At 70.1% G+C, this 23379-nt stretch carries 13 protein-coding genes and 1 pseudogene; 3 read left to right on the forward strand and 11 right to left on the reverse strand.

The features are described 5' to 3' along the window. On the reverse strand, nucleotides 1-641 hold a 641-nt coding region (locus tag ABZ857_RS06390), incomplete at its 3' end, for a LysR substrate-binding domain-containing protein (RefSeq protein ID WP_357038441.1). Between the two features lie 70 nt (nucleotides 642-711). Between ABZ857_RS06390 and ABZ857_RS06395 the strand changes: the two genes are divergently transcribed. Beyond that, nucleotides 712-1743, forward strand: coding sequence for a putative sulfate exporter family transporter (locus ABZ857_RS06395; RefSeq protein ID WP_357038444.1), 1032 nt, complete (start codon nucleotides 712-714; stop codon nucleotides 1741-1743). An 11-nt stretch (nucleotides 1744-1754) separates the two neighbouring features. On the opposite strand, the gene ABZ857_RS06400 is transcribed toward ABZ857_RS06395, so the two are convergent. Both ABZ857_RS06400 and ppdK read right to left on the reverse strand, forming a co-directional pair. After that, nucleotides 1755-3665 (reverse strand): M14 family zinc carboxypeptidase, encoded by a 1911-nt coding sequence (locus tag ABZ857_RS06400; protein WP_357038447.1) that lies wholly within the window; start codon nucleotides 3663-3665, stop codon nucleotides 1755-1757. A gap of 150 nt (nucleotides 3666-3815) precedes the next feature. Beyond that, a complete protein-coding gene (gene ppdK / locus ABZ857_RS06405; RefSeq protein WP_357038450.1) occupies nucleotides 3816-6464 on the reverse strand; it encodes a pyruvate, phosphate dikinase in 2649 nt (882 codons plus the stop codon). A 401-nt stretch (nucleotides 6465-6865) separates the two neighbouring features. Here ppdK and ABZ857_RS06410 point away from each other — a divergent pair, with 401 nt between their 5' ends. Further along, the gene (locus ABZ857_RS06410; protein ID WP_357038453.1) at nucleotides 6866-8383 is read left to right on the forward strand and encodes an alpha/beta hydrolase; all 1518 of its coding nucleotides are present in this window, start codon (nucleotides 6866-6868) and stop codon (nucleotides 8381-8383) included. Nucleotides 8384-8574: 191 nt separating this feature from the next. Here ABZ857_RS06410 and ABZ857_RS06415 read toward each other — a convergent pair whose 3' ends face one another. The 5 genes and pseudogenes from ABZ857_RS06415 to ABZ857_RS06435 all read right to left on the reverse strand — a co-directional run bounded on the left by ABZ857_RS06415 (nucleotide 8575) and on the right by ABZ857_RS06435 (nucleotide 18660). After that, on the reverse strand, nucleotides 8575-9177 hold the full coding sequence (locus ABZ857_RS06415; protein WP_357038456.1) for an ATP-dependent Clp protease proteolytic subunit: 603 nt from the start codon (nucleotides 9175-9177) through the stop codon (nucleotides 8575-8577). Nucleotides 9178-9319: 142 nt separating this feature from the next. Next, a pseudogene (locus tag ABZ857_RS06420) lies at nucleotides 9320-9433 on the reverse strand (AraC family transcriptional regulator); the annotation flags it as partial. Between the two features lie 1891 nt (nucleotides 9434-11324). Beyond that, a complete protein-coding gene (locus ABZ857_RS06425; RefSeq protein WP_357038459.1) occupies nucleotides 11325-12734 on the reverse strand; it encodes a family 43 glycosylhydrolase in 1410 nt (469 codons plus the stop codon). 24 nt (nucleotides 12735-12758) lie between these two features. Next, nucleotides 12759-15242, reverse strand: coding sequence for a beta-L-arabinofuranosidase domain-containing protein (locus ABZ857_RS06430; RefSeq protein ID WP_357038462.1), 2484 nt, complete (start codon nucleotides 15240-15242; stop codon nucleotides 12759-12761). Between the two features lie 103 nt (nucleotides 15243-15345). Beyond that, the gene (locus ABZ857_RS06435) at nucleotides 15346-18660 is read right to left on the reverse strand and encodes a discoidin domain-containing protein (protein ID WP_357038465.1); all 3315 of its coding nucleotides are present in this window, start codon (nucleotides 18658-18660) and stop codon (nucleotides 15346-15348) included. Between the two features lie 221 nt (nucleotides 18661-18881). Here ABZ857_RS06435 and ABZ857_RS06440 point away from each other — a divergent pair, with 221 nt between their 5' ends. After that, nucleotides 18882-19916: a LacI family DNA-binding transcriptional regulator gene (locus ABZ857_RS06440; protein WP_357038468.1), complete on the forward strand. Its 1035-nt coding sequence runs from the start codon at nucleotides 18882-18884 to the stop codon at nucleotides 19914-19916. 67 nt (nucleotides 19917-19983) lie between these two features. Here the strand turns inward: ABZ857_RS06440 and ABZ857_RS06445 are convergent, their stop codons facing one another. Genes ABZ857_RS06445 through ABZ857_RS06455 form a run of 3 tightly spaced genes read right to left on the reverse strand, consistent with a single transcriptional unit; the run spans nucleotide 19984 to nucleotide 23379 of the window. Further along, on the reverse strand, nucleotides 19984-21723 hold the full coding sequence (locus tag ABZ857_RS06445) for a beta-L-arabinofuranosidase domain-containing protein (RefSeq protein ID WP_357038471.1): 1740 nt from the start codon (nucleotides 21721-21723) through the stop codon (nucleotides 19984-19986). Continuing rightward, on the reverse strand, nucleotides 21716-22498 hold the full coding sequence (locus tag ABZ857_RS06450) for a carbohydrate ABC transporter permease (protein ID WP_357038474.1): 783 nt from the start codon (nucleotides 22496-22498) through the stop codon (nucleotides 21716-21718). The genes ABZ857_RS06445 and ABZ857_RS06450 overlap by 8 nt, the downstream gene beginning before the upstream one ends. Then, on the reverse strand, nucleotides 22495-23379 hold the full coding sequence (locus ABZ857_RS06455) for a sugar ABC transporter permease (RefSeq protein ID WP_357038476.1): 885 nt from the start codon (nucleotides 23377-23379) through the stop codon (nucleotides 22495-22497). Before ABZ857_RS06455 ends, ABZ857_RS06450 begins: the two co-directional genes overlap by 4 nt.

The following is a 23379-nucleotide window of genomic DNA, read 5'->3' on the forward strand; positions in this document are numbered from 1 at the left end:
GGGGGGGGGCGGGGGGGGGGGGGGGCCCCGGCCCGGGCCCGGCCCACCACCGGGGGGGCGGCGGCCGGGGGGGCGGGGGGGGGGGGCCCCCCGCCCCCCGCCCACGGGTGTGCCGGGGCCACCACGACGACGAGCCGGTCTTCGGCGACCGGCCAGGACGTCAGCTCCCGCGGCACGACGGGCGACTCGATGAAGCCCGCGTCGATCTCGCCGTCCAGCACCATCCGGCAGACCTCGCCGGAGTTGACCACGCGCAGCCCCACCTCGACGCCGGGCAGCGCGCGGCGCAGCGCCACCAGCCAGCCGGGCATCAGGTATTCCGCGATCGTCATGCTCGCGGCCACCCGTACGCGGGCGTCGCGCCGGGCGCGCAGGGCCTGCACCCCCGTGAGCAGGTCGTTCGCCGCCGCCAGCGCGGCGCGGGCCCAGTCCACGACGACCTGGCCCTGCGGGGTGAGACGCGAGCCCGTGGTCGAGCGGTGCAGCAGCGGCACCCCCAGCTCCCGTTCCAGCGTGTCGAGCCTGCGGCTGGCGGACGCCTGCGTGATGCCGTGCAGCTTCGCCGCCTTCCCGAGGCTGCCCTGCTCCGCGACCAGGAGCAGCAGTTCGAGGCTGGCCAGATCCGGCCACCGTGGGGTCATACGGCAACCGTATGAGGTCTTGCGAAATCGGTGGCTACCGGGGCATAAGGGACTTCGCGACGATCTCCGCATGCTTCCGTCTCTCACGCGGACCGCCGCTGCCCGTTCCACACTTCATTCCAGGCTTCCCGGACTGCTCGTGACGGCCGCCGGGGTGGCACTGGCCACCGCCGTCAACGCGCTCGTCCCCGCCGTCAGCCCGCTGATGGCGGCCCTCGTCCTCGGCGCCGTCACGACCAATCTGGGCGCGGGTTCACCCGCCCTGCGTCCCGGGTTCGAGTTCGCCGCCAGAGTGCCGTTGCGGCTCGGGATCGTCCTCCTCGGCGCGCAGCTCGCCCTTCCCGACGTCCTCGCCCTGGGACTCCCGGTGCTGCTGCTGGTCGTGGTGACGGTCGCCGTGACCTTCTTCGGCACGCAGTGGCTCGGCCGCAGGCTCGGGCTGGGGCGCGAGCTGTCCCTGCTCGTCGCGACCGGTTTCTCCATCTGCGGGGCGGCGGCCGTCGCCGCCATGGACGGTGTCACGGACGGCGACGAGGAGGACGTCATGACCGCGGTCGCCCTGGTGACGCTGTACGGCTCGCTCGCGATCGCCGTCCTGCCCGCGGCCGGGGGCCTCCTGCACCTGTCTCCGGAGGCGTTCGGCGTCTGGGCCGGCGCGAGCGTGCACGAGGTGGCCCAGGTCGTGGCCACTGCGCAGGCCGCGGGCGGGGCGCAGGCCGTGGGCGGGGCGGCGCTCACCAGCGCGGTGGTCGTCAAGCTGACCCGGGTGGTCCTGCTCGCCCCTCTCATCGCCGGGGTCACCCTCTGGCGCCGCCGTACGGCCGCTCCAAGCGAGGGCAGGAGGCCGCCCGTCGTGCCCCTCTTCGTGGCCGGTTTCCTCGCCATGGCGGCCCTGCGCAGCCTCGGCGTCCTGCCGCCCGCGTCGCTGGCGGCGCTGAGGACCGCGGAGACCCTGCTGTTCACCGCCGCGCTGTTCGGCATGGGAGCCGCGGTCCGCCTGCGCGCGCTGCTGCGCACCGGCCGCCGGGCCGTCGCGCTGGGCGCCCTCTCGACGGCCCTCGTCACGCTGGTCGCCCTCGCCGGTGTGACCGTGCTGGCGTGATCTGCGACGGATCAGGTCCTCGTGATCGTCACGTCGTCGACGCCTGCCTCGACGAGGCTGGCGGAGGCCAGGTCGGCCGCCTCGAACTGGATCCGCACGGTCTGGCCGGCCAGCCCGGTCAGCGACGCGGTGGCGACGCTCCACGCGCCGTCCCTGTCGGTGGCCGCGCCGAGCTGCTCGAAGACCGTGCTCGTCGTGCCGCCGATCACCTTCACCCGGAAGTAGTCGGCCGTGGAGGAGTTCGACCCGTGGGCGAGATACCAGGAGAACGACAGCGTGAGCGTCCCCGACGCCGGCAGCGTGATCGGCGGCGACGTGATCGTGGTCACTCCCCCGTCGACGTCGCCGTCCCCGGCGCTCGTCCCGGCGGCGGCTCCGGTGACCAGGTCGTAGCTCCCGCTGACCGTGGTGCCGAGCTGCTTGGCCCCGCTGGACGTGGTCGCGGCGGGGTCGGCGCGCTCCCACACGCCCGAGGTGGCCGTGTCGGCGCCCGCCGCGTTCGCCGTCCAGCCGGTCGCGGTCTCGAAGGTGTCGGAGTAGACGGTCGTGGGCGGCGTGCCGGTGCCGCAGTACGCGGACTCCTTGCCGATGACCCGGTAGACGCAGTCGGCGTTCTGCGTCAGCAGCAGCACGGCGGCCCGGTTGCGGGAGGTCTCCCGGTCGATCACCTCGTCGGGCGGGTAGAAGCCGGGGTTGCTCCCCGTGGGATACATCTCGAACGTGTACGTGAAGATCTTGTACGTGCCCCACATCCAGTCGTCGATCGAGCCGTCGGTGATGTAGAGGTCGCTCGCCTGCTCGGCGGTGTACCCGTTGGTGGCCGCCATGCTCCGGCCGAGCGCGGCGTGCGCGTCCCGGTCGTCCTGCGTCATGCCGGGGCCGGTGTCGGCCGTCGTGTACCCGTACGGCCACAGGACGAGCTCGCTGTAGGTGTGCCAGTCGATGGCCGCCCTGATCTGCTGGACGCCGCCGACCACGCGGCTGCGCACGAAGTCGGCCGCCGCCCTGACCTCGGGGGCCGACTCGGCGGCCGAGCCGCGGTAGGTCTCGCTGGACGGGGTGCCGGAGGAGCCGCCGCAGCAGCCCCACCGGTAGGCCCAGTTGCGGTTGAGGTCGGTGCCGACGCTGGAGGTGCCCGAGCTGGGCTGGCGGTTCTTGCGCCACGACCGGTAGGAGCCGGAGGCGATGTCGTACTCGCCGCCGTCGGGGTTGAGGTCGGGCAGGATCCAGATCTCCCGCGTGTTCACCAGGTCGGTGATCTGGGCGTCGCCGCCGTAGTTGTCGGTGAACAGGCGCAGCAGGTAGATCGCCATCTCGACGGTGAGGTGCTCGCGCGCGTGCTGGTGCGCGGTGAACAGCACCTCCGGCTCGCTCTCGTCGGTGGCCACGTTGTCGCTGATCTTGACGCCCATCAGGTCGCGGCCCTCGTACGAGCGGCCGTAGCTGAACCTGCGGGCGATCGTGGGATGGGCGGCGACGACCTGGTCGACCAGCGTGCTGAGCTCGGCGTAGTTGTGGTAGCCGGAGTCCCCCGAGGGGAAGTCGAAGGTCTGCGGGCCGCCGGCCTCGGCGGGAGGCGCCAGCTCGGTGACCGTGAACCCGAGCCTGCGGATGGCGTCGGCCTCCTGGAGCGTCGCGGTGACGACCAGGCTCCGGCCGTGCACCTCGTCCACGGCGGCCCCCGTGCGGGCCACCGCGCTGCGCTGCGCGACGGTGGCCGGGCCGTCCACCTGGTACTGCCTGGACGGCGACGGCTCCTGACCCGCCTGGCCCGCCTGTCCTGCCACCGAGGTCGTCAGCGACAGGGCCGGCGAAGCGGGGGCGGCACAGAGCAGCGCGGAGAAGACACAAAGCAGCGCGAAGACAGCACGGCGCAGCGCCGCGGCGATCCCCGGCGACGGCAGGCGGCGACGTCTTCTCACTCCACGCCCTCCCTTGCGGTAGGTACGTAGAGTGATCAGTCAGGCGGGCGGCTTCAACGGTCACCGGACCGTGTCGCGCGGCCCGGTGAACCACCCCCACTCCGACCTGGTCATTCCACAACAAGTCCGGATGTTCTGTGGAATTTCAACTCATCGCGTGTCGGACTCCGCACAGGTAAGCGCGGCGCGGCCCGCCTCCAGCCGGGCCACCGGAATGCGGAACGGCGAGCAGGAGACGTAGTCGAGGCCGATCTCGTGGCAGAAGTGGATCGAGTCCGGGTCGCCGCCGTGCTCGCCGCAGATGCCGAGCTTGAGGTCCGGCCGGGTGCGCCTGCCCTCCTCGACCGCGATCCGCATCAGCCGTCCGACGCCCTCCCGGTCGACGGACTCGAACGGCGAGACGCCGAAGACGCCGAGGTCGAGGTACTTGCCGAAGAAGGCGCTCTCCACGTCGTCTCGGGAGAAGCCCCACGTCATCTGGGTGAGGTCGTTGGTGCCGAACGAGAAGAACTCGGCGGCCTCGGCGATCTGCCCGGCCGTCAGCGCCGCCCTCGGCATCTCGATCATCGTGCCGATCGCCGCCTCCACGCCCGCCTCGGCGAGGATCCGCTCCGCCTCCTCCCTGACGATCTCCAGCTCCTGCACGGCGCCGACCAGCGGGATCATGATCTCCGCGCGGGCGCCCTCGACCCGCCGGGCCGCCGTGGCGATGGCCCGCACCTGCATGGCGAACAGGCCGGGGATCGTCAGGCCGAGCCGTACGCCGCGCAGGCCGAGCATCGGGTTCTGCTCGTGCAGCCGCTTGACCGCGTCGAGGAGCCTGCGATCCCGGTCGTCCGCCCCCTCTCCCGCCCGTTCTTCCGCAAGGGCCACCTTCACGGCCAGGTCGGTGAGGTCGGGCAGGAACTCGTGCAGCGGCGGGTCGATCAGCCGGATCGTCACCGGCAGCCCGCGCATCGCCTCGAATATGCCGGTGAAGTCGCCGGTCTGCAGCGGTTCGAGCGCGTCCAGCGCCGCCTGCCGCTCCTCCTCGGTCGTGGCCAGGATCAGGTCCTCCACGAGCCGCCGCCGCTCCCCCAGGAACATGTGCTCCGTACGGCACAGCCCGATGCCCTGGGCGCCGTGGCGGCGGGCGCGGGCGGCGTCCTCGGGGGTGTCGGCGTTGGCCCGTACGGCGAGCCGGCGGACGGAGTCGGCGTGGGTCATGATCCGGTCGACGGCCAGGACCAGCTCGTCCTCGGCGGGCTCGCCCTCGAAATACTCGGCGACCGGCGAGGCGGTGACGGGGACCTCACCGAGGTACACGGCGCCGGTGCTTCCGTCGATCGAGATCACGTCGCCCTCGTTCACGACGACCCCGCCGGGCGCGGTGAAGCGGCGGGCGTGCAGGTCGACGTCCAGCTCCTCGGCCCCGCACACGCAGGTCTTGCCCATGCCGCGGGCCACCACGGCGGCGTGGGAGGTCTTGCCGCCCCTGGAGGTGAGCACGCCTTGAGCCGCGATCATCCCGGCGAGGTCGTCGGGGTTGGTCTCCCGCCGCACGAGGATGACCGCCTCGCCCCGCCCGGCCAGCTCGACGGCCCGCTCGGAACTGAAGACGGCCCTGCCCGCGGCGGCGCCGGGCGAGGCGTTCATGCCGGTGGTCAGCCTGCGGTTGCCGGCCGTCGCGGCGAAGCGGGGGAACATGAGCTGGGCGAGCTGGTCGCCGGTCACCCGCGTGACCGCCTCGTCCATGTCGATCAGGCCCTCGTCCACGAGCTGGGTGGCGATGCAGAAGGCGGCGGCGGCCGTGCGCTTGCCGACCCGGGTCTGCAGCATCCACAGCTTGCCGCGCTCGATCGTGAACTCGATGTCGCACAGGTCGCGGTAGTGCCGCTCCAGCGTCGCCATGATGTCGAGAAGCTCCCGGTAGGCCGCCGGGTTGATGGTCTCCAGCTCCTGCAGGGGGACGGTGTTGCGGATGCCGGCGACGACGTCCTCTCCCTGGGCGTTGCGCAGGTAGTCGCCGTAGACCCCCTGGCGTCCCGAGCCGGGGTCGCGGGTGAAGGCGACCCCGGTGCCGGAGTCCGGGCCCATGTTGCCGAACACCATGGCGACGATGTTGACGGCGGTGCCGAGGTCGGCGGGGATGCGCTCCTGGCGGCGGTAGAGGATCGCGCGCGGGGCGTTCCAGGAGTCGAAGACCGCCCTGACGGCGAGGTCCATCTGCTCCCTGGGGTCGGCGGGGAAGTCGCGGCCCGCCCGCTCCCGGACGATGCCCTTGAAGGTCTCGACCAGCCGCTGGAGATCGGCGGCGTCGAGGTCGGTGTCGTCCCGCTCGCCCTTGAGGTCGTCCATCGCGTCCTCGAACAGCTCGCCGTCGATGCCCAGGACGGTCTTGCCGAACATCTGGATGAGCCTGCGGTAGGAGTCCCACGCGAAGCGGTCGTTGCCCGACTGCTTGGCCAGCCCGAGCACCGAGTCGTCGTTGAGGCCGATGTTGAGGACGGTCTCCATCATGCCGGGCATCGAGAACTTGGCCCCCGACCGGACGCTGACCAGCAGCGGGTCGTCCGGCTGGCCGAGGCGCTTGCCCATCCGCTCCTCGAGGGCGGCGAGGTGCTCGCCGATCTCCCCCTCCAGTCCCTCGGGCATGCCGCCGTGCCCCAGATAGTGGCGGCACGCCTCGGTGGTGATCGTGAAGCCGGGAGGCACGGGGAGCCCGATGTTGGTCATTTCCGCCAGATTGGCGCCCTTGCCACCGAGTAGGTCTTTGAGGTCCTTGTTGCCCTCGGTGAAGTCGTAAACGTACTTGGGCATGCGACGCTCCTTCGCCGACTTCAACAAAACCGCGGACGCGGCCCGCAACCGGACTGTACCTAGGAAAAGCAGCACCAAACCTCACCCTTCGCCACATATGACGTCTAAGCAGGTAGAAGGCATCACAGAGGTCTAATCCAATCAAAGAACCGCCATTTTTCCGATGGCCGCTCAGTGGTATAAACCAATTCGCCGCCAAGGACGACACGAAGGTCCCGAGCAGCAGGAGAGGAAATGGTTTAGACCATTGTCCGGTAAGGCGGAGTTCCGGTGAGTCGGCGGTGCGGTCGCGACGGCGTGCGATATAAACGAGACACCCTCCGAATACAGTCGAACACGGAGGGTTGCCAGTGTCGCGAGCGGTGTCGCGAGACGTATCGGTGCGAGGGGTATCGGCGCGAGTGGCGGCGACGCGGGTGATGGCGGCGCGGGTGATGGCGGCGCGAAGGGTCTGGCCGGTGATGGCGGCGGCGGTCGCCGGGCTCGGCGCGATGACGGCGGCCACCGGCTGCGGGGGCGCGCGGGTCACCCCGGAGGAGTACGCGTCGAGCACGCCCTCCCTGTCCTGGAAGGCGTGCGAGGAGACCGTCTCCTCCTCCGGCTTCGAGTGCGCCACGCTCCAGGTGCCCCTCGACTACGCCAAGCCGGAGGGCAAGAAGATCGGTATCGCCCTGGTCCGGCTGCGGGCCACCGACCAGAGCCGGCGGCTCGGCTCCCTGGTCTTCAACTTCGGCGGTCCCGGGGGATCCGGCATCACCACGCTCATCAACGCGGCCCACGCGTTCTCCACCCTGAACAGCCGCTACGACCTCGTCAGCTTCGACCCGCGCGGCGTGGAACGCAGCAGCGGCGTCCGCTGTCTCAACACCCCCCAGATGGACCAGTACATGAGCAGGGAGCCCAGCGAGGACGTCGCGACCGAGACCAAGCTCGTCAAGGGCTTCGCCCAGGCGTGCGAGCGCAACGCGGGCTGGATCCTGCCCTACGTCGGCACCGTCAACGCGGCACGCGACATGGAGTCGCTGCGCGCGGCCCTCGGCGACCCGCGCCTCAACTTCTTCGGCTTCTCCTACGGCACCCATCTCGGGGCGGTGTACGCCACGCAGTACCCGAAGAAGGTGGGGCGCATGGTGCTCGACTCCGCCGTCGACCCCTCGATCAGCATGCTCGACATGGCCAAGACGCAGGCCCTCGGCTTCCAGAAGGCGTACGAGGACTACCTGGCCGACTGCGCCAAGACGCGGACGAGCTGCCCGCTCGGCGCCGACGCGGCCGCCGCGAACGCCACCGTGCTGAAGCTCCTCGACACCCTGGCCCGCACGCCGGGGAAGGTCGGCTCGCGCACGGTCACCGATGACGTCGCCAGGGTGGGCATCACCCAGGCGCTCTACAGCAAGCTCACCTGGCCGCTGCTCACCGAGGCGCTGGACGAGGGCAGGAAGGGCAAGCTCGACGGCCTGCTCGCGCTGGCCGACCAGTACGGCGGGCGGCAGCCGAACGGCACCTACTCCACCCTGCAGTTCTCGCTGCCGGCGGTGCTGTGCGTCGACAGCACCGACCGGCCGTCGGTCGCCCAGGCCGAGGAGCTGGCCCGGCGGCTGCGGAAGCGGAGCCCGATCTTCGCGCCGACCGCGATCAGCGCGGGGTCGTGCAGCGTCTGGCCGGTGCGCGGGGACGACGCCGCCAGGCACGTCGACGCCACCGGCTCCGGCCCCATCCTGGTGGTCGGGGTGACGAACGACCCGGCCACGCCGTACCAGTGGGCGCCGCGGCTGGCCGACCAGTTGCGCACCGGCGTGCTGCTGACGCTGAACGGCGAGGGCCACGGCGCGTACGGCCAGAACCAGTGCATCGACGACAAGGTCGACGCGTACCTGCTGGAGGGGACGGTCCCGGCCAAGGGGACGCGCTGCGGCTGACGCCTACGTGGTCACAGCGTGACCACGATCCTGCCGTGGACGTTGCTGACACTCGGCGACCTGCGGGCAGCCAGTGCCCTGTGCTGACGCGGACGCGGCCGAAGTAACGGCATTCGTGACCCGGGACCTCGCTCACCTCCGGGCGGCCCGCGGGCGGTAGGCGCACGAGCCCGCCGCCGCGGACCCTACGCTCAAAGCGCCTGTCGCACGGCGCCCAGCCCGGCCACCACGTGGTCGACGATGCCGTACTCCCTGGCCTCCTCGGCGGTGAACCACCTGTCCCGGTCGGAGTCCGCCTCGATGCGTTCGAGCGGCTGACCGGTGTGGAAGGCGATGCGCTCGGCCAGGGTCTTCTTCGTGTGCCGCATCTGCTCGGCCTGGATCGCGATGTCGGCCGCCGTGCCGCCGATGCCGCCGAGCGGCTGGTGCATCATGATTCGCGCGTGCGGCAGGGCGTAGCGCTTGCCCGGCGCGCCGGCGCACAGCAGGAACTGCCCCATCGAGGCGGCCAGGCCCATGCCCACGGTCACGACGTCGTTCGGCACATACTGCATGACGTCGTAAATCGCCAGACCGGCCGACACGGAACCACCAGGGGAATTGATGTAAAGGCTGATGTCCCGCTCGGAGTCCTCCGCGGTCAGCAGCAGCAGTTGCGAGCAGATCCGGTTGGCGATGTCGTCGTCGACCTCCTGGCCGAGCACGACGATGCGCCGTTCCAGCAGCTTACGGCCAAGGTCTCCGGAGGCGAACCGGTCGGCGGCGGGGTCGCCGGAGCGCGCGTGGTAGTCCATCTGGTCTCCCTGTTCCGGTAGTCGGGTTATGCCGCGACATTAGTCCCGGAACCCGGGAAGAGGACTGCCTATTTCACTCTGAGCACATTTTCGCCATCAGCAAATTACGCTACAAGCATATTCGGCCATTAGCGCATTCACGTCAGGGCTCGGCCCGGAACGCACGGCGGTAGGCGCCCGGTGTCGTGCCCATGATGGTGAGGAAGCGCCGGCGGAGGTTGGTGGCCCAGGAGAGCCCGACGCGGCGGGCCCCAGCAGACCGGCGTGCGCCAGCAGGAAGGCGCAAACAGAGCACGCCTGCCTGTATGTGGTCCGCCGTGCAGGACGCCTCGGTCCGCGAACTCTTCCCCGGCATCCGTCTGTGTCCACTGTGGGCCGGGGACGACGGCGCGAAGGCCTTCGTGCTGGAGGTGACCCTCCGCTCCCTGAAGGGGGTGGCTTCTCGCTAGGCCGCTTCCGCAGCGTCGACCAGCGGGTTCCTTCCCGCTTGACGCTGATCGTCTTCACCCGGCCGCGCACCGGGCGGTGCTGATGCACCCGGACATGCCCGATGCCCTGCAGCCGGACGAACGTCGCCGTGGGGTGTTCGGGCTGGCAGTCCCACCGGCAGCCGTCCCAGTCCTTGGGCCAGGTCACCGTGTCGAACCAGCCGCGCCCCTTGAAGCGAGGGAATCCCGGTGTACGGCCCTCACGGACCCGGGTGAAGAACGCACGGAACGCCTTGTCCAACCGGCGCAGCGTGGCCTGCTGGGAGGAGGAGAACGACCACCGGCCCTGACCGCCAGGGTCATCGGCACGAATTTGCTTCAACTCGCCCGACTGATCACCGTACCGAACCCGCACCAGGGTGGTGCGCACCTGACGAGTCACAGGATCATTATCAGCACCGTCCATCCAACCATGCAGGTGAAAGGCATCCGCGATGAGCCCAGAGAGAAAACCAGTCAGGGACGGCATTCCACCCGTCGCCTGAAGGCGACGGTCCTCTGCCGAGGTTCTGATGGATGCGAACATCTGCTGGCAGGGAGTCGACGTCCGCGAGCCGGGTCCCGAAGAGGTTTTCGTGCTCTCCGGCGTCTTCAATGACGGCGAGCGGGACTACCCCGGCCGACTCCTTCATCCACGCCCCTGCGGGTTCCTCACACATCCCGCAGACGACGACGGGCTGCATGCTGTTCCTCTTCTATCCGGAGGGTTAGCATGTTCGCCGTGAAACGTTGACAATACTCGTCCTCATGCTGTGGTTGAAATCCGTGGTCGGCGCAGGCTGAAAGGTTGCCTCTCGTCGGGTGACGGGAGAAGGACACCGCCTCGCCATGCCACTGTGCGCGGCCCCAACCCACAGTGTGTCGATCTGGGCGGCGGGGACGGGTGAACGCCCCGGCCAGGACGGGGAGCACTCATCGCGGTCACGTCGTTCCGGGCTCAGTTGTAGTTTCTTCGCCACTAGTGAACCAGGACCAGGCGATGTAGCCGGTTATCGCCAACCCCGCGCCAACAAAAATGAGGGGGCCGATCCACTGTCCCGGCCCTTCGCCGTAATATGCTCGCCCGTCCACATAAGTCACCCGCAGACTGGCCCCTACTGGCGTTGATCTGTCGAGCCCGCCGATCGATACGTCAGGGATATCCTCACCTCCGTCCGAGGGAGAAAATGTTCCATACCATACACACCCGGCGTGAGCGCAGTCTCGTTGCTCCACCCGCAGTACGCCGGCTGAACCCTCCCCTTGGGCGACCTTCAGGCCAGTCACGAAGCTCTTGATGCCGAAAATTATGAAGCTCAAGCCGATAAGAAACCATAAGAGCAGGAGCAGAGCTGCCGCGAGGTTCCTTATGCCCTTCGCCATGCCCCTTAGTCCTCCACCTGAACCTGTACAGGTTCCAAGGCTTCGAGCATAGCTGGCTTGAAGTGACGGGGTTCCTGGGCGACGACGGAGATCCGGGGCCGACGCCCTAATTTCCGATAATCGTTTGACGGGTCCGTTTTCGTCTGTGCGCGCTGTTCTGGCCGGTCAGGTCCTGCGTGGCTGCCGGCGTACAAGCGGCGGAGACGACGACGGGCTCCACGCTGTTCCTCCTCTATCCGGAGGGTTAGGGGCGGACAAGCGAGCGCCTTCCGGGACCCCGGAAGGCGCTCGCCCGGCTCACGGCGCCAGCGCCTGGACCTCCAGCAGCCCGGTCGAGTAGCCGCTGCGCGAGGTGAAGTTCAGCCGGATCCGCGTGGTGGTGACCGGCGAGAACGTCACGGTGTTGAAGGTGTTGGCGGCCACTCCGCAGGCGCTCGCCCCGGGCACGTTCTGCCAGGCCGACCCGGTCCAGTACTGCACCGAGCAGGACGCCGGCAGGTCGATGCCCTGGTCGTCGTCGAACCAGTAGGCCCGCACCTGGTTCAGCGTGACCGCGCTCGGCCAGTCGTACTGCACCCACTGCGCGCCCTGCTGCGGCCAGTTGCCGTACACCGCGTGGGCCCGGTCGGCTGAACTGGCCGGGGTGTAGCCGTCGTTGATCGCCGCGAGGCTCTCCCAGGAGGACACGTACGACGTCGACGCGGTCGCGGTCAGCGCCTTGTTGGCCGAGGTGCCGCCGCCCCTGGTCTGGATCACCTTCTGGATCGTGCCGTCGGCGTTGAAGTACAGCTTGTCCACGGCGACGGACCGGCGGAAGTTGCCGCCGCCCGGAGCGTCGGCCGTGTGGTAGACCATGTACCACTGCCCGTTGAACTCCACCACCGCCGCGTGGCTCGTGGTGGAGCTCACCTGGTCGAGGATCACGCCCCGCTGCGTCCACGGCCCAAGCGGGTTGCTCGCGGTCGCGTACCGCTGGCAGGCGTAGCTGGACGAGGTGACGCAGCCGTTGGTGTCGTTGGCCGCGTAGACCATGTAGTAGACGCCGTTGCGCTTGAACATCCACGGCGCCTCCCAGTAGTTGGTGAGGCCCTGCGGCGTGACGACCGAGCCGTCCAGCTCGATCATGTTGGACTTGAGCTTGGCCGCCCGCACTCCCCAGTAGCCGCCCCAGTAGATGTACGCCTGCCCGTCGTCGTCGGTGAACACCGTGGGGTCGATGTTCAGCGGCGACGAGTTCGGGGTGCTGTCGCTGATCAGCGGGCCGCCCTTGGCGTCGTGGAACGGGCCGAGCGGGCTGTCGCCGACCGCCACCCCGATGTCCATCCATCCCGCGCCGTTGCCGTTGACCGGGACGTACCAGTAGTACTTCCCGTTGCGCGGCTCCACCTCCCCCGCCCAGGCGTCCGCGCCCGCCCAGGAGAAGTCGGCGATCGACAGCTTCGCCCCGTTGTCGGTCCAGGTGTTCGCGTCCGTCGACGAGAGCACGTGCCAGTCGCGCATGGAGAAGTTGGTCGCTCCCGGCGCCGCCTCGTCGTGCCCGGAGTAGATGTACATCGTGTTCCCCACCACGAGGGCGGCGGGATCGGCCGTGTAGATGGAGGTGATGATCGGGTTGGCGGCGTACGCGCCGCCTGCCAGGACCAGCACCAGCGCGGCCGCGATCGCGACCACCGACGACAGGCGCCGGCGCCATGGGCGTCGTGACATGTGAACTGCCTTTCCGCGAGGGGGTTACAGGCCGGTGGAGAAGAGGTCGGCGATCTCGGCGGCGCTCAGGGCGCGGCTGTGGATCCGCAGCGAGTCGACCGCGCCCCGCAGGTACGGATCGCCGGAGTACTGCGAGCGGCCGACCCAGTTCCGCGTGGTGGCGCCGAGGTCTGCGGGGCGCAGCGTCATCCCCGTGGCGCGGGCCCCCTGAACACCGTCGACGTACAGCGTTCCGGTTCCCCCGGCGGCGGTGACGGTGACATGGGTCCACCTCCCGGCCGGCAGGGCCGTGGGGGCGTCGAGGCGCTGCTCCCCGCCCGATCCGGTGGTGGTGACGGCGAAGCGGGCCGTCCCCGCCGAGCTGCGCGGGGTCAGGAACATGTAGGCCGTGGTGCCGGTGCCGAAGTCGAAGACCCTCGACCACGTGTCGGCCGCGTCCAGCCGGACCCAGAGGGCGACGGAGAAGGCCGTCGCGCCCGCGAGGATGCCGGAGGGCAGCGCCACGTGCTGCCCGCTCCCGCCGAGGCCGGCGGCGTTGCCCGTGCGTCCCGCCGCCCAGGTCGCGCCGCCCGCCAGCGTCGCCGTACGGCCGTTGCCGGTGGCGTCGGCGGCGGTCGTCCCCGAGGTCTCGTCGAAGCGGTAGTGGGCCACGAACGGCGGCGGCGCGGCGGCGACCCTCCAGTAGACCGTGTAGCGCTCCCCGTGCGTCTGGTGGAAGGGCCGCAGGCTCACCTGCCCTGTGCTCGCCGTCGCCGTGTAGCGCAGCGGCGTGCTGGTCGCCGTGATCGTGGCGGGGTCGAGCGCGGGCAGGGCGCCGAGGTTCGTCGTGCCGTACGCGCCCGCGAGCACGATCGGGCCGACCCTGACCGCCTGCACGGTCGCGTCGTCCGGCGCGGACTCGCGCGCCAGCGGGGTGGGCAGGCTCACGTCGACCACGTCCCCGCTGCTCCAGGTGCGGGTGAGGGCGGCGTACGTCCCGGGGGTGAGGGTCAGGGCCTGCGCCGCGCCGTTGACCCGGATCTGGGCTCCCGACGTCCAGGACGGAATGCGGACGCGGAACGTGGCGGCCCCGGAGCCGCTGACCGTCAGCCGGGTCGAGGGTGCCTCGGGGAACGTCGTCTCCTGCCTGATCGTCAGCCCGCGCTCGGCCCAGGTCAGCTCCGAGGGGATGAAGAGGTTGACGTAGAGGGTGTCGCCGGAGTGGAAGTAGACGCTGTCGCCATACTTGGTGTTGCTCTCCATCCCGGTGCCGTGGCAGCAGACGAAGCTGTCGTAGTCGTTGCTGTAGGTCTTGAGCCCGCCCGCCCGCAGCGGCACGTAGTAGCACTGGAAGCCGTGCGCCGAGTTCGGGTCCTGCGAGGCGAGGACGTGGTTGTAGAGCGTCCTTTCGTAGAAGTCCATCAGGTCGGCCCGCGACGGGTCGGTGAGGAACAGCTGCCTGGTGAGCTTGAGCATGTTGTAGGAGTTGCAGCACTCGCAGGTGGTGTCGGACAGCTCGCTCGCGATGCGGTCGGGCGCCTTGAAGTATTCGCCGTTGGAGTTGCCCCCGATGGCGTACGTGTGGTGGCGGGTGACGATGTCCCAGAACGCGACGGCGATGTCGCGGTAGCGGGTCGTGCCGGTCGCGTGGTACTCCCGGATCGCCCCGATCACCTTGGGGATCTGGGTGTTGGCGTGGTAGCCGTTCAGCGCGTCGGTCCCGGCCGCGAGCGGGTCGAAGACCTCGGCGTGGTCGAAGTACTGCGCGGTGGCGAGGTGGGCGGGGTCGCCGGTGAGCTGGTAGAGGTTGGTCAGCACCTCGTTCATGCCGCCGAACTCGGTGTCGAGCATGTTCTGCCGCTGGGTGTAGCCGAGCCGGTCGCAGCGCAGCTTGACCCAGGCGGCCATGCCGAGCAGGACGGTCAGCGCCTGGGCGTTGCCGGTGAGCAGGTGCGCGTCGAGCAGCCCCGCCATGATCTTGTGGAGCGTGTAGTAGGGGGCCCAGACCTGCTGGCGCGCCTCGACGCGGTCGATGAAGCTCTCGGGGAAGGCCGACAGGTAGCCGGCGTTGAACCCGGCGGTGGTCGCGCGGGCCTGGCATTTGGCCAGCTCGGCCACCAGGTAGTCGCTCTTCGTCGTGAACGACGCCGTGCCGGTGGAGGCGTACGCCTGGGACAGCGCGGACAGCAGGTGCCCGGTGGAGTGACCGCGCAGTTCGGTCGTCGGCGACTCCCAGCCGCCGCAGGGCGTGGCGGCCGACGCGAGGCCGACGTTGCGCCGGAAGGTGTGCAGCAGGCGGTCGGGATCGAGGAACGACAGGTAGCTGTGCGTGCGCCCGGCGTTGGCCGCGAACGGCCCGCCGAGCAGGCGCACGGCCGTGAGCGGGAACGCGTAGGCGGCGACGCCGATGTCGGCGCGGGGCGCCATGAACGAGGGGGCCGCCGCGGCGGGGCGGGCGGTCCCGAGGGCGCCGAGCGCGCCCGAGGCGAGCCCGGCCGCGCCGGCCGCGAGCAGGGTTCTGCGGGACACGCTTCTGGGAGGTTCTGGCATGGCTGTCCTGCCTTCCTTGGGCTCGTCTTCCGTCCGAGCAGGGGGGTGCGGGGGAGGCCGCTCGCCTCCCCCGCCTGACGCGTTACGAGCCGTACGCCTTGACTTCGAGCAGCCCGACGGAGTAGCCGGAGGCGCTCTGCAGCAGCACCCGCAGGCGGGTGGTGCTGACGGGGGTGAAGGTCACCGTGTTGTACTGGTTGGCCGCGACCGGATAGCCGCTCGCCCCGGCGACGTCCACGTAGGCGCTGCCGTTCCAGTACTGGAGCTTCCACGACGCCGGCAGGTCGATGCCCTGGTCGTCGTCGAAGAAGTAGACCTGTGCCCGGCCGGCCGTCACCGCCGACGGCCAGGTGAGGGCCGCCCACTGCTCACCCTGGTTGGGCCAGGTGCCCCAGCGCGGGTTGACCGTGTCGTTGGACGACGGCGGGTCGATCCCGTCGTTGATCGCGGCGACCGACTCCCACGACGAGGTGTACGACGCGGAGGGCGTGGCCGACAGGGCGAGGTTCGTGACCGGCGGCGGGTTGGTGCCGCCCCGGTTGTAGATCTTGATCTCGGTGAGCCCGCTCTTGGCTCCCGACGGGTTGGTCATCAGCACCCGCACCCGCTGCGCGGTCACGGGGCTGAACCTGACCAGGTTGTAGTTGCCCTGCGGGGTGGCGGGCGTCTTGGCCTGGCCGCTCACGGTGGTCCAGGTGCTGCCGTCGAGGTACTGGATCTGGTAGGCCGACGGCGGCCGGTAGGCCGTGCTCGCCGGGCGGCTGTCCTTGAAGTAGAGCCTGACCTCGTCGAACGTCTTGGCACTGCCGAAGTTCACCTCGTACCAGTCCTGGGCGTTGGGCGAGCCGGCCGCGCCCCAGAACGGCTCGTTGATGGGGAATCCGTCCACGGCGGAGGCCGTGGTGGTGCCCGAGCCGGTGTAGGAGGCCGACACGGTGGCGCCCTGGGCCAGGTTGGTGAGGTTCGCGGTGATGTCGGCCCCGGCCTTGGCCAGCTCGTCGACCACCCGCGCGTCGGTGTGGACGACCTGCTGTGGCGCCTTCATCCCGGCGACCGCCTGGTTGTACGACACGGTCCCGGTGGCGCCCCCGGTGAAGGTGACCGAGCCGGTCGCGGGGTCCCACACGAACGGCGCGAGCCGGTCCACGGTCACCGCCCGGGAGCCGTTGACGTAGATCGAGTAGCCCTGCGGCACCCCGGCGTAGCGGGTGACGCCGTCGGACGGGTCGTCCCAGACGATCGACAGGTCGGCGTCGCGGTAGCGGATGTTGTTGACGGCGAAGTGGGACCAGCCGATGTCGATCGGCGACAGCTCCACCTTCGCGTCGTCGCGCGGGCGCAGCCCGGCCACGTCCTCGATCAGCGTCCAGTTGGCGCTGCCGAGGATGTTGTGGTGGATCCACGACCGGTAGGTGATCGACGAGCCGTTCCAGTTGGCCCAGAACTCGTTGGCGTCGGGCCAGCGGGTGTCGCCGCCGACGTACTGCGCCCAGGCGTTCCAGTAGAGCAGCTTCTTGTAGTCGTCCTTCGTGATGTAGGAGGTCGGGTAGTTGCGGATGGCCGAGGAGAACAGCCGGAACTGCACGGTCGAGTTGATCGTGGAGAAGTTGTTGCTGCCGGGGTTGCCGGCCGCCGCCGCTGCCGCCTTGTCCTTCTGGTTGGCCGTGTAGAAGGGGAAGACCGGATACTCGGCCGGGTCGGCGAACAGCCGCAGCGCCTCCCGATAGGTCGCCGTGTTCGGCATCAGGCCCACGGCGTACGGATAGAAGTTGTTGATCTCCTTCCACGGGACGAGCGTGTTCGTCGCCACGTGGCGGTGCTCCAGCACCCGGTTCGCCGGGTCCCACAGCACGTTGACCACGGCGTTCTGCACGCGGGTGGCGAGCGCGCGCATCTCCGCCGCCTTCGTGGCGTTGCCGATCACGTCGTACGCCTTGGCGGCGGCCAGGGCCCCGCTGTAGACGTACGCCGACTCGGTGCGGTCGAGGTTGCCGCTGCGCCAGTGGAACGACACGGCGTCGGCGTCGTTGCCGGTGAGGGCGCCCCAGTCGTACTCGATGAGCCCGTTGCCGTCGTGGTCGTAGTAGGAGAGCTGACCCTTGGCGTCGCCCTCGGCGTACTTCGCGAGGTTGGCCGCGACGGCGGGCGGGCCGCCGTGGATCTGGTAGCTGCGCCAGGCCGCCTCACCGATGTACTGCGTGTAGCTGTTGGACCAGTTGGCCGGGTCGCCCGGATTGTCGAGGAACCTGCCGCCCTTGGACACCTGGCCTGCCGACAGCCAGTCGCCGTACGCGTAGAGCGGGGTGCGCAGATACTTCAGGTCGTCGATGTGCATCGGCTGGGTGAGCACGATGGCGTTGTTGTAGCCGAGCGCGCCCTCGACGGAGGTCGGGAACTGGTAGGTCTGGCCGGGCAGGTTCGCGTCGAGGTTGTTGAACCGCATCAGCCACCAGCGGTAGTAGTAGTTCTTCGTGATCGCCGGCTCGGGCGAGTCGAAGTAGGGGATGTTGTCCGCCCACCACCGGTTGTAGGCCCGCACGTGCGTGGCGAACGCGGTGGCGGCGTCGTAGCCCTTGTAGGCGTTGTATTCGCTCAGCGACTCGGGGATCTCGTCGGTGACGAAGCCCATGACGAGCTTCACGGTGACGGTGGCGCCGGCCGCGACCGTCACCGAGCGGTTCAGTCCCCCGCTGGAGACGGAGAACCCGTCGCCCGACAGCCGCGGGCGGATCGTCGTGAGGTTGTTGAAGGCGTTCACGGTGCCGGTCAGCTCGTTGCCGCTGCCCGAGGTGGCGTACGGCGAGGTGGCACGCAGTTGCAGGGTGGTGGAGGCGCTCCCGCCGTTGGTGATCGCCAGGTTGGCCACGGCGACGTTGTTGTCGGTGATGAACTTCGTCTGCTCGATCCGGACGCTGCCGCTGGTGTGGACGCTCTTCCAGTGGCTGGGGGCCTGCTTGCGCTGGGCGGTCTGCTCGGTGAACGTGCCCGGGGTGACGGCGACGGTGAAGGCGCTCTGGTCGTTGATGCTCTCGATGTAGGCGACCTTGCCGGCGAAGCCGAGCGTGCCGGGGGTGTGGGTCTTCATGAACAGGGCCCGGCCGCGCGTCATGAGGATGCCGCCGTCGGCGTCGGAGGGGTCGCTTCCGCCGGTGCGGCTGAGCAGCCGGTCGATCCAGAAGTCGGTGCCGGAGCTCTCGGAGTCGTAGACGGCCCGCAGCATGTTCCCCGTGCTGTAGCCGACAGGCGGCGTGGGGATGGCGGGACCGGTGAACGTGGGATAGCCGATGGTCTGGGCGGCGGAGGCGTCCTGCCTCGGCACCATGAGGGCGCCGATGACGAGGCAGAGCACCACCGCCACGGTCAGGGATCTGAACCGGGGATGGACGAACGCCGGCATCACGTCACCTCCTTCGGGGTGGTGGGGGGACGGTCACCCTGGGGCGGATGCCGCGCTTGAGCCCACGATCGACGCCGAAAAGGTTTTCGGCAACGTTAACTTTCGGTAACGAGATCATCGCGTACGCGGCATTGATGGCGGCGCGCTCACGCGCATATGGTCGGGGCGTGCGGGCGCCTTCTCCCGGCGCCTTTTCTGAAATGGCTTTCGAAAGGATTTCGGTGGGCCGACGTCGTTCCGGAATGGTGACGCTCACCGACGTCGCCGCCTGGGCCGGGGTCTCGGTGGCGACGGCTTCCAAGGCCCTGAACAACCGGGCCGAGGTCGCCGAGGAGACCCGCGCCCGGGTGCGGCGGGCCGCGGCCGAGCTGTCCTTCCGCCCCAACGCGCTCGCCCAGGGGCTGATCTCCGGCCGCACCCGCACCATCGGGCTGCTCACCGACGAGCTCGGCGGGCGCTTCTCCATGCCCGTGCTGCTCGGGGTGGAGAACGCGCTGGGCAACGAGGAGATGTCGGTGGTGCTCTGCGACGCGCGCGGCGACGCCATCCGGCGCCAGCACTACATCCGCACGCTCCTGGCCCGCCAGGTCGACGGGTTCGTCATCCTGGGCGAGAGCAACGACGTGCGGCCGTCCCTCACCCGGGACATCCCCGTGCCCGTGGTCTACGTCTACGGCGAGTCCAGCGATCCCGCCGACCTGTCGATCCTCGCCGACGACACGGGCGGGGCCCGGCTGGCCGCCGGTCACCTCATCGGGCTGCGCCGCCGCCACATCGCCCACATCACGGGCCCCGAGTCCTACCGGGCCGCCCGCGACCGGGCCGCCGCCCTGCGCTCGGCACTGGACGAGGCGGGCCTCGACCTGGCCGGCGGCGAGCCGTTCTTCGGGGAGTGGTCGCGCCGGTGGGGCCGTCACGCCACCCGGATGCTGATCACCGCGGCCCCCGAGGTGGACGCCATCTTCTGCGGCAACGACCAGATCGCCGACGGCGCCTGCGAGGCCCTGGCCGCCCTGGGACGGCGCATCCCCGACGACGTCGCGGTGGTGGGCTACGACAACTGGGAGGCGCTGGCGGCCGACTGCCGCCCGCCGCTGACGACCATCGACCTCAACCTGGAGCAGCTCGGCGCGGCGGCGGTCGAGCACCTGTCGGCCGCCCTCGACGGGCACCGAACGTCCGGCGTCGTCCGGCAGCCGGGGCGGCTGGTGGTTCGGGAGTCGACCGGTCCGCTCCCCCGCCACCCCGGCAACTGAAATTCCCGGAGAATTATCGCTCCGGGCTTATCCGAATTATCTTGGAAAAGGTTTTCGGATGAATCTTTCAGCGGGCCTCCGGCAGCCAGACGCGCATCGTCGCGGGCCCCCGGTTGCCCCAGCGGTGGTAGGGCACGAGCCACAGCACCATCGGCTCCCCCTGCTCCGTGCGGGCCTCCCCGTACGGCCAGCCGTCCTCCTCGGCGACGACGTGGCGGGCGGCGACCTCCAGGGACGGCCCGCGCTCCACCGGCGGCGTGGCGGTGCTGACCTCGATCTCCGACAGCAGCGGCGCGTCTCCGGGCGACTCCGCGCAGTAGACCAGGGGCCCGCGCTCGACCGCGACGCACCCGCGCACCGCGTCGACGTGCGGATCGGCGCGGACCCAGCGCGGGGCCATCGGGATGTCGAGACGGACCTCCTCGCCCTGCCGCCAGGAACGTTCCCACTCCTGAACCCCGCCGCCCGCCCAGCCCGGGACGCGCACCGTGATCCGGCGCGGGTCCGCCGGAGCCTCCTCGACGGTCAGCGTCACCGAGCCCGACCAGGGATATCCCGTGGAGACCCGCACCCGCAGCCCGTCGTGGCCGATGACCGACGGCGTGATGTGCTGGATCTGGATGCCCCGCTCGTCGGCGGTCGCGAGGTAGGCGGGCAGCGAGGCGAAGGTGCGGGCGAGGTTCGTGGGACAGCACGACACCTCGCGCCAGGGGGCGCGCAGCCCGCCCTCCGCACGCGGGCTGACCCCCTCGATCCTCTCCCCGGGCACCCGCACCTGCAGGGGGTTGGCGTAGAAGAACGACTTCCCGTCGAGCGCCGGCCCCGCGGCCACGACGTTGTAGAGCGTGCGCTCGGCCAGGTCGGCGTAGCGGGGGTCGCCGGTCGCCAGCAGCAGGCGGTGGGCCAGCATGACCGACGCCACCCCGGCGCAGGTCTCGTTGTAGGCGCGGTCGGGCGGCAGCTCGTAGTCGTCGCCGAACGCCTCCCCCGAGTGCCGCGAGCCCATGCCGCCGGTCAGGTACGTGCGCCGGGCGACCGTACGCTCCCACTGCCGCTCGACGGTCTCCAGCAGCTCCTTGTCGCCCGTCTCCACGGCCAGGTCCACGACCCCGCAGGCCAGGTAGAGCGCGCGTACGGCATGCCCGCGGAACACCTCGGCCCGCCGTACGGGCAGGTCGTCCTGGAAGTACGCGCGGCCGAACTCGATGTCGGCGAGCGCCGGCAGCCCCCGCCGCTCGACGAACCGGCGGGCCATCTCCAGGTAGCGCTCCGCGCCCGTCTCGCGATAGAGCTCGACCAGGGCCATCTCGATCTCCGGGTGTCCGCAGACGCCCGTGCCCTCCATGAACGTCGCGCAGACGTGGTCGGCGGCGCGGCGGACCACCTCCCACAGCTCGTCCTCGCCGTGCGTGCGCTTACGGGCGATCCCCGCCTGGATCAGGTGGCCGTAGCAGTACAGCTCGTGGCCCCACTCCAGGTCGGTGTACCGCGCGCCGGGCCACTTGGTGTTGAGGTAGCCGTCGGGCTCCTGCGCCGCGGCGACGACGCGGGTCAGTTCCTCGATCCGGGGATCGCCCGCCCAGGCCATCGCCTCCATCAGCTTGTAGACCTCGGAGTCGCTGAACTCGCGTCCGCGCCGCGGCTCGCCCGCGAAGTTGCCGATCCACCCCACCCGCTCCATCCACGTGTGGCAGTGGTCGATGATCGTCTGGGTCGGCTGCGACCCCCAGAACCCGGGGAGCAGGCGGACGTCCGGCAGCCCGAGGGGGCTGCGGGCGCCGGAGGACGGGACGACGGGACTAACCACGCAAGGCTCCTGACATGAATCCGCGGACGTAGTAGCGCTGCAGGACGAGGAAGAGCAGCAGGCAGGGCACCGCCATGACCATGACGCCGGCCTGCAGCATGCCGTAGTCGATCGCGCCGAAGGTCTTCTGCGTCATGCTGACGACGGCGACCGGCAGCGGGAAGCTCGATCCGTCGTTGAGCAGGATCAACGGCGCGAAGAAGTCGTTCCACGAGGCGAGGAACGCGAACAGGCCGACGGTGATCAGTCCGGGCCGCACCGCGGGCAGCAGGATGCCGATCAGCGCGCGCAACGAGCCACAGCCGTCGACCATCGCGGCCTCCTCCAGCTCCCGTGGTACGGCCTCGAAGGAGTTGCGCATCATGTAGGTGGCGAAGGGAAGCTGGAACATCACGAAGACCAGGGCCAGCCCGACCAGGGAGTTCTGCAGCCCGACGTACCCGAGCAGGACGTACAGCGGGATGAGGATGGTGGCGTACGGCACCATGAGGATCGCGAGCGTGGCCAGGAAGAGCAGGTTCTTGCCGGGGAAGCGGAACCGGGCGAACGCGTAGCCGCCGAGCGCCGAGACGACGACGGTGCCGACGACCGTGATCACGGACACCAGCAGGCTGTTGCCGAAGTAGCGCGGCAGGCCCTCGCCGAACCGCGCCATCTGCGCGTAGTTGCCGAGCGTGTAGCCGCCGTCCTGTCCCCGCAGCGAGGACCAGCCGCTCCACAGCAGCGGGAACAGGAACAGCACGGCCAGCGCCGACCGGGACGAGTAGTACCTCATCTCAGGACCTTCAGCTGGAGGGTGTTGAGCGCGACCAGGACGGCCAGCACCACGACGGAGATCGCGGCGGCGCCGCCGAGGTCGAACTTGAAGAACGCGTTGCGGTAGATGACCATCACCATCGAGACCGTGCTGTTGTCGGGCCCGCCGTTGGTGAAGATGAAGAACTGGTCGAAGGCGAGCAGCGACCCGGTGACGCTGAGGATCAGCATCAGCGCGAGGGTGGGGCGCAGCAGCGGCAGCGTGATCTTGGTGAACACCTGCCACCGGGACGCGCCGTCGGACCTGGCCGCCTCGTAGACCTCGACCGGGATGGACTGCAGACCGGTCAGCAGGATCAGCATGTTGAACCCGGCGAAGCGCCACAGCACCAGCATGATCGTGGAGGTCAGGGCCATGTTCGGCGTGCCGGTCCACTTCACGCCGAGGAACCCGAACGGGCCGACGTCGTTGTTGAGCATGCCGTAGAACAGCAGCGCCGCCGCGGCGAACCCGACCGCGCCGGGCAGGAAGAACGCGGTGCGGAAGAAGCCGACCCCGGGCCGGCGCTCCTGCACCAGCAGCGCGAGGCCGAGGGCCAGCGCCGACAGCAGCACCGTGATGATCGCCGTGTACTTCAGCGTGAAGACCACGGCGTCGGGGAACAGCGGGTCGTCGGCGATCTTCGCGTAGTTCGCCGGGGCGTTGAACGTCGGCGCCCCGAGCAGCGGCCACCTGTGCAGCGACATCACGACGACCAGCACGAGCGGGGCGAGGAACAGGGTGAGGACGATCACGGCGGTGGGCGCCGCGTAGGCCATTCCGGCCAGCGCGCGCAGGGTGCCCGGACGGGCCGGGGCGCGTCGGCCCCGGCCCGCACGGGCCGCCGTCACATGGGTCAT

Source organism: Microbispora sp. NPDC046933, assembly GCF_040644635.1.
Classification (GTDB): Bacteria; Actinomycetota; Actinomycetes; order Streptosporangiales; family Streptosporangiaceae; genus Microbispora.

Bases quoted from the DNA above. Each gene is read 5' to 3' on its own strand.
- ABZ857_RS06435 (WP_357038465.1), bottom strand. From the start codon at position 18,660: ATGCCGGCGTTCGTCCATCCCCGGTTCAGATCCCTGACCGTGGCGGTG.
- ABZ857_RS06415 (WP_357038456.1), bottom strand. From the start codon at position 9,177: ATGGACTACCACGCGCGCTCCGGCGACCCCGCCGCCGACCGGTTCGCC.
- ABZ857_RS06450 (WP_357038474.1), bottom strand. From the start codon at position 22,498: ATGAGGTACTACTCGTCCCGGTCGGCGCTGGCCGTGCTGTTCCTGTTC.
- ABZ857_RS06425 (WP_357038459.1), bottom strand. From the start codon at position 12,734: ATGTCACGACGCCCATGGCGCCGGCGCCTGTCGTCGGTGGTCGCGATC.
- ppdK (WP_357038450.1), bottom strand. From the start codon at position 6,464: ATGCCCAAGTACGTTTACGACTTCACCGAGGGCAACAAGGACCTCAAA.
- ABZ857_RS06395 (WP_357038444.1), top strand. From the start codon at position 712: ATGCTTCCGTCTCTCACGCGGACCGCCGCTGCCCGTTCCACACTTCAT.
- ABZ857_RS06455 (WP_357038476.1), bottom strand. From the start codon at position 23,379: ATGACCCATGTGACGGCGGCCCGTGCGGGCCGGGGCCGACGCGCCCCG.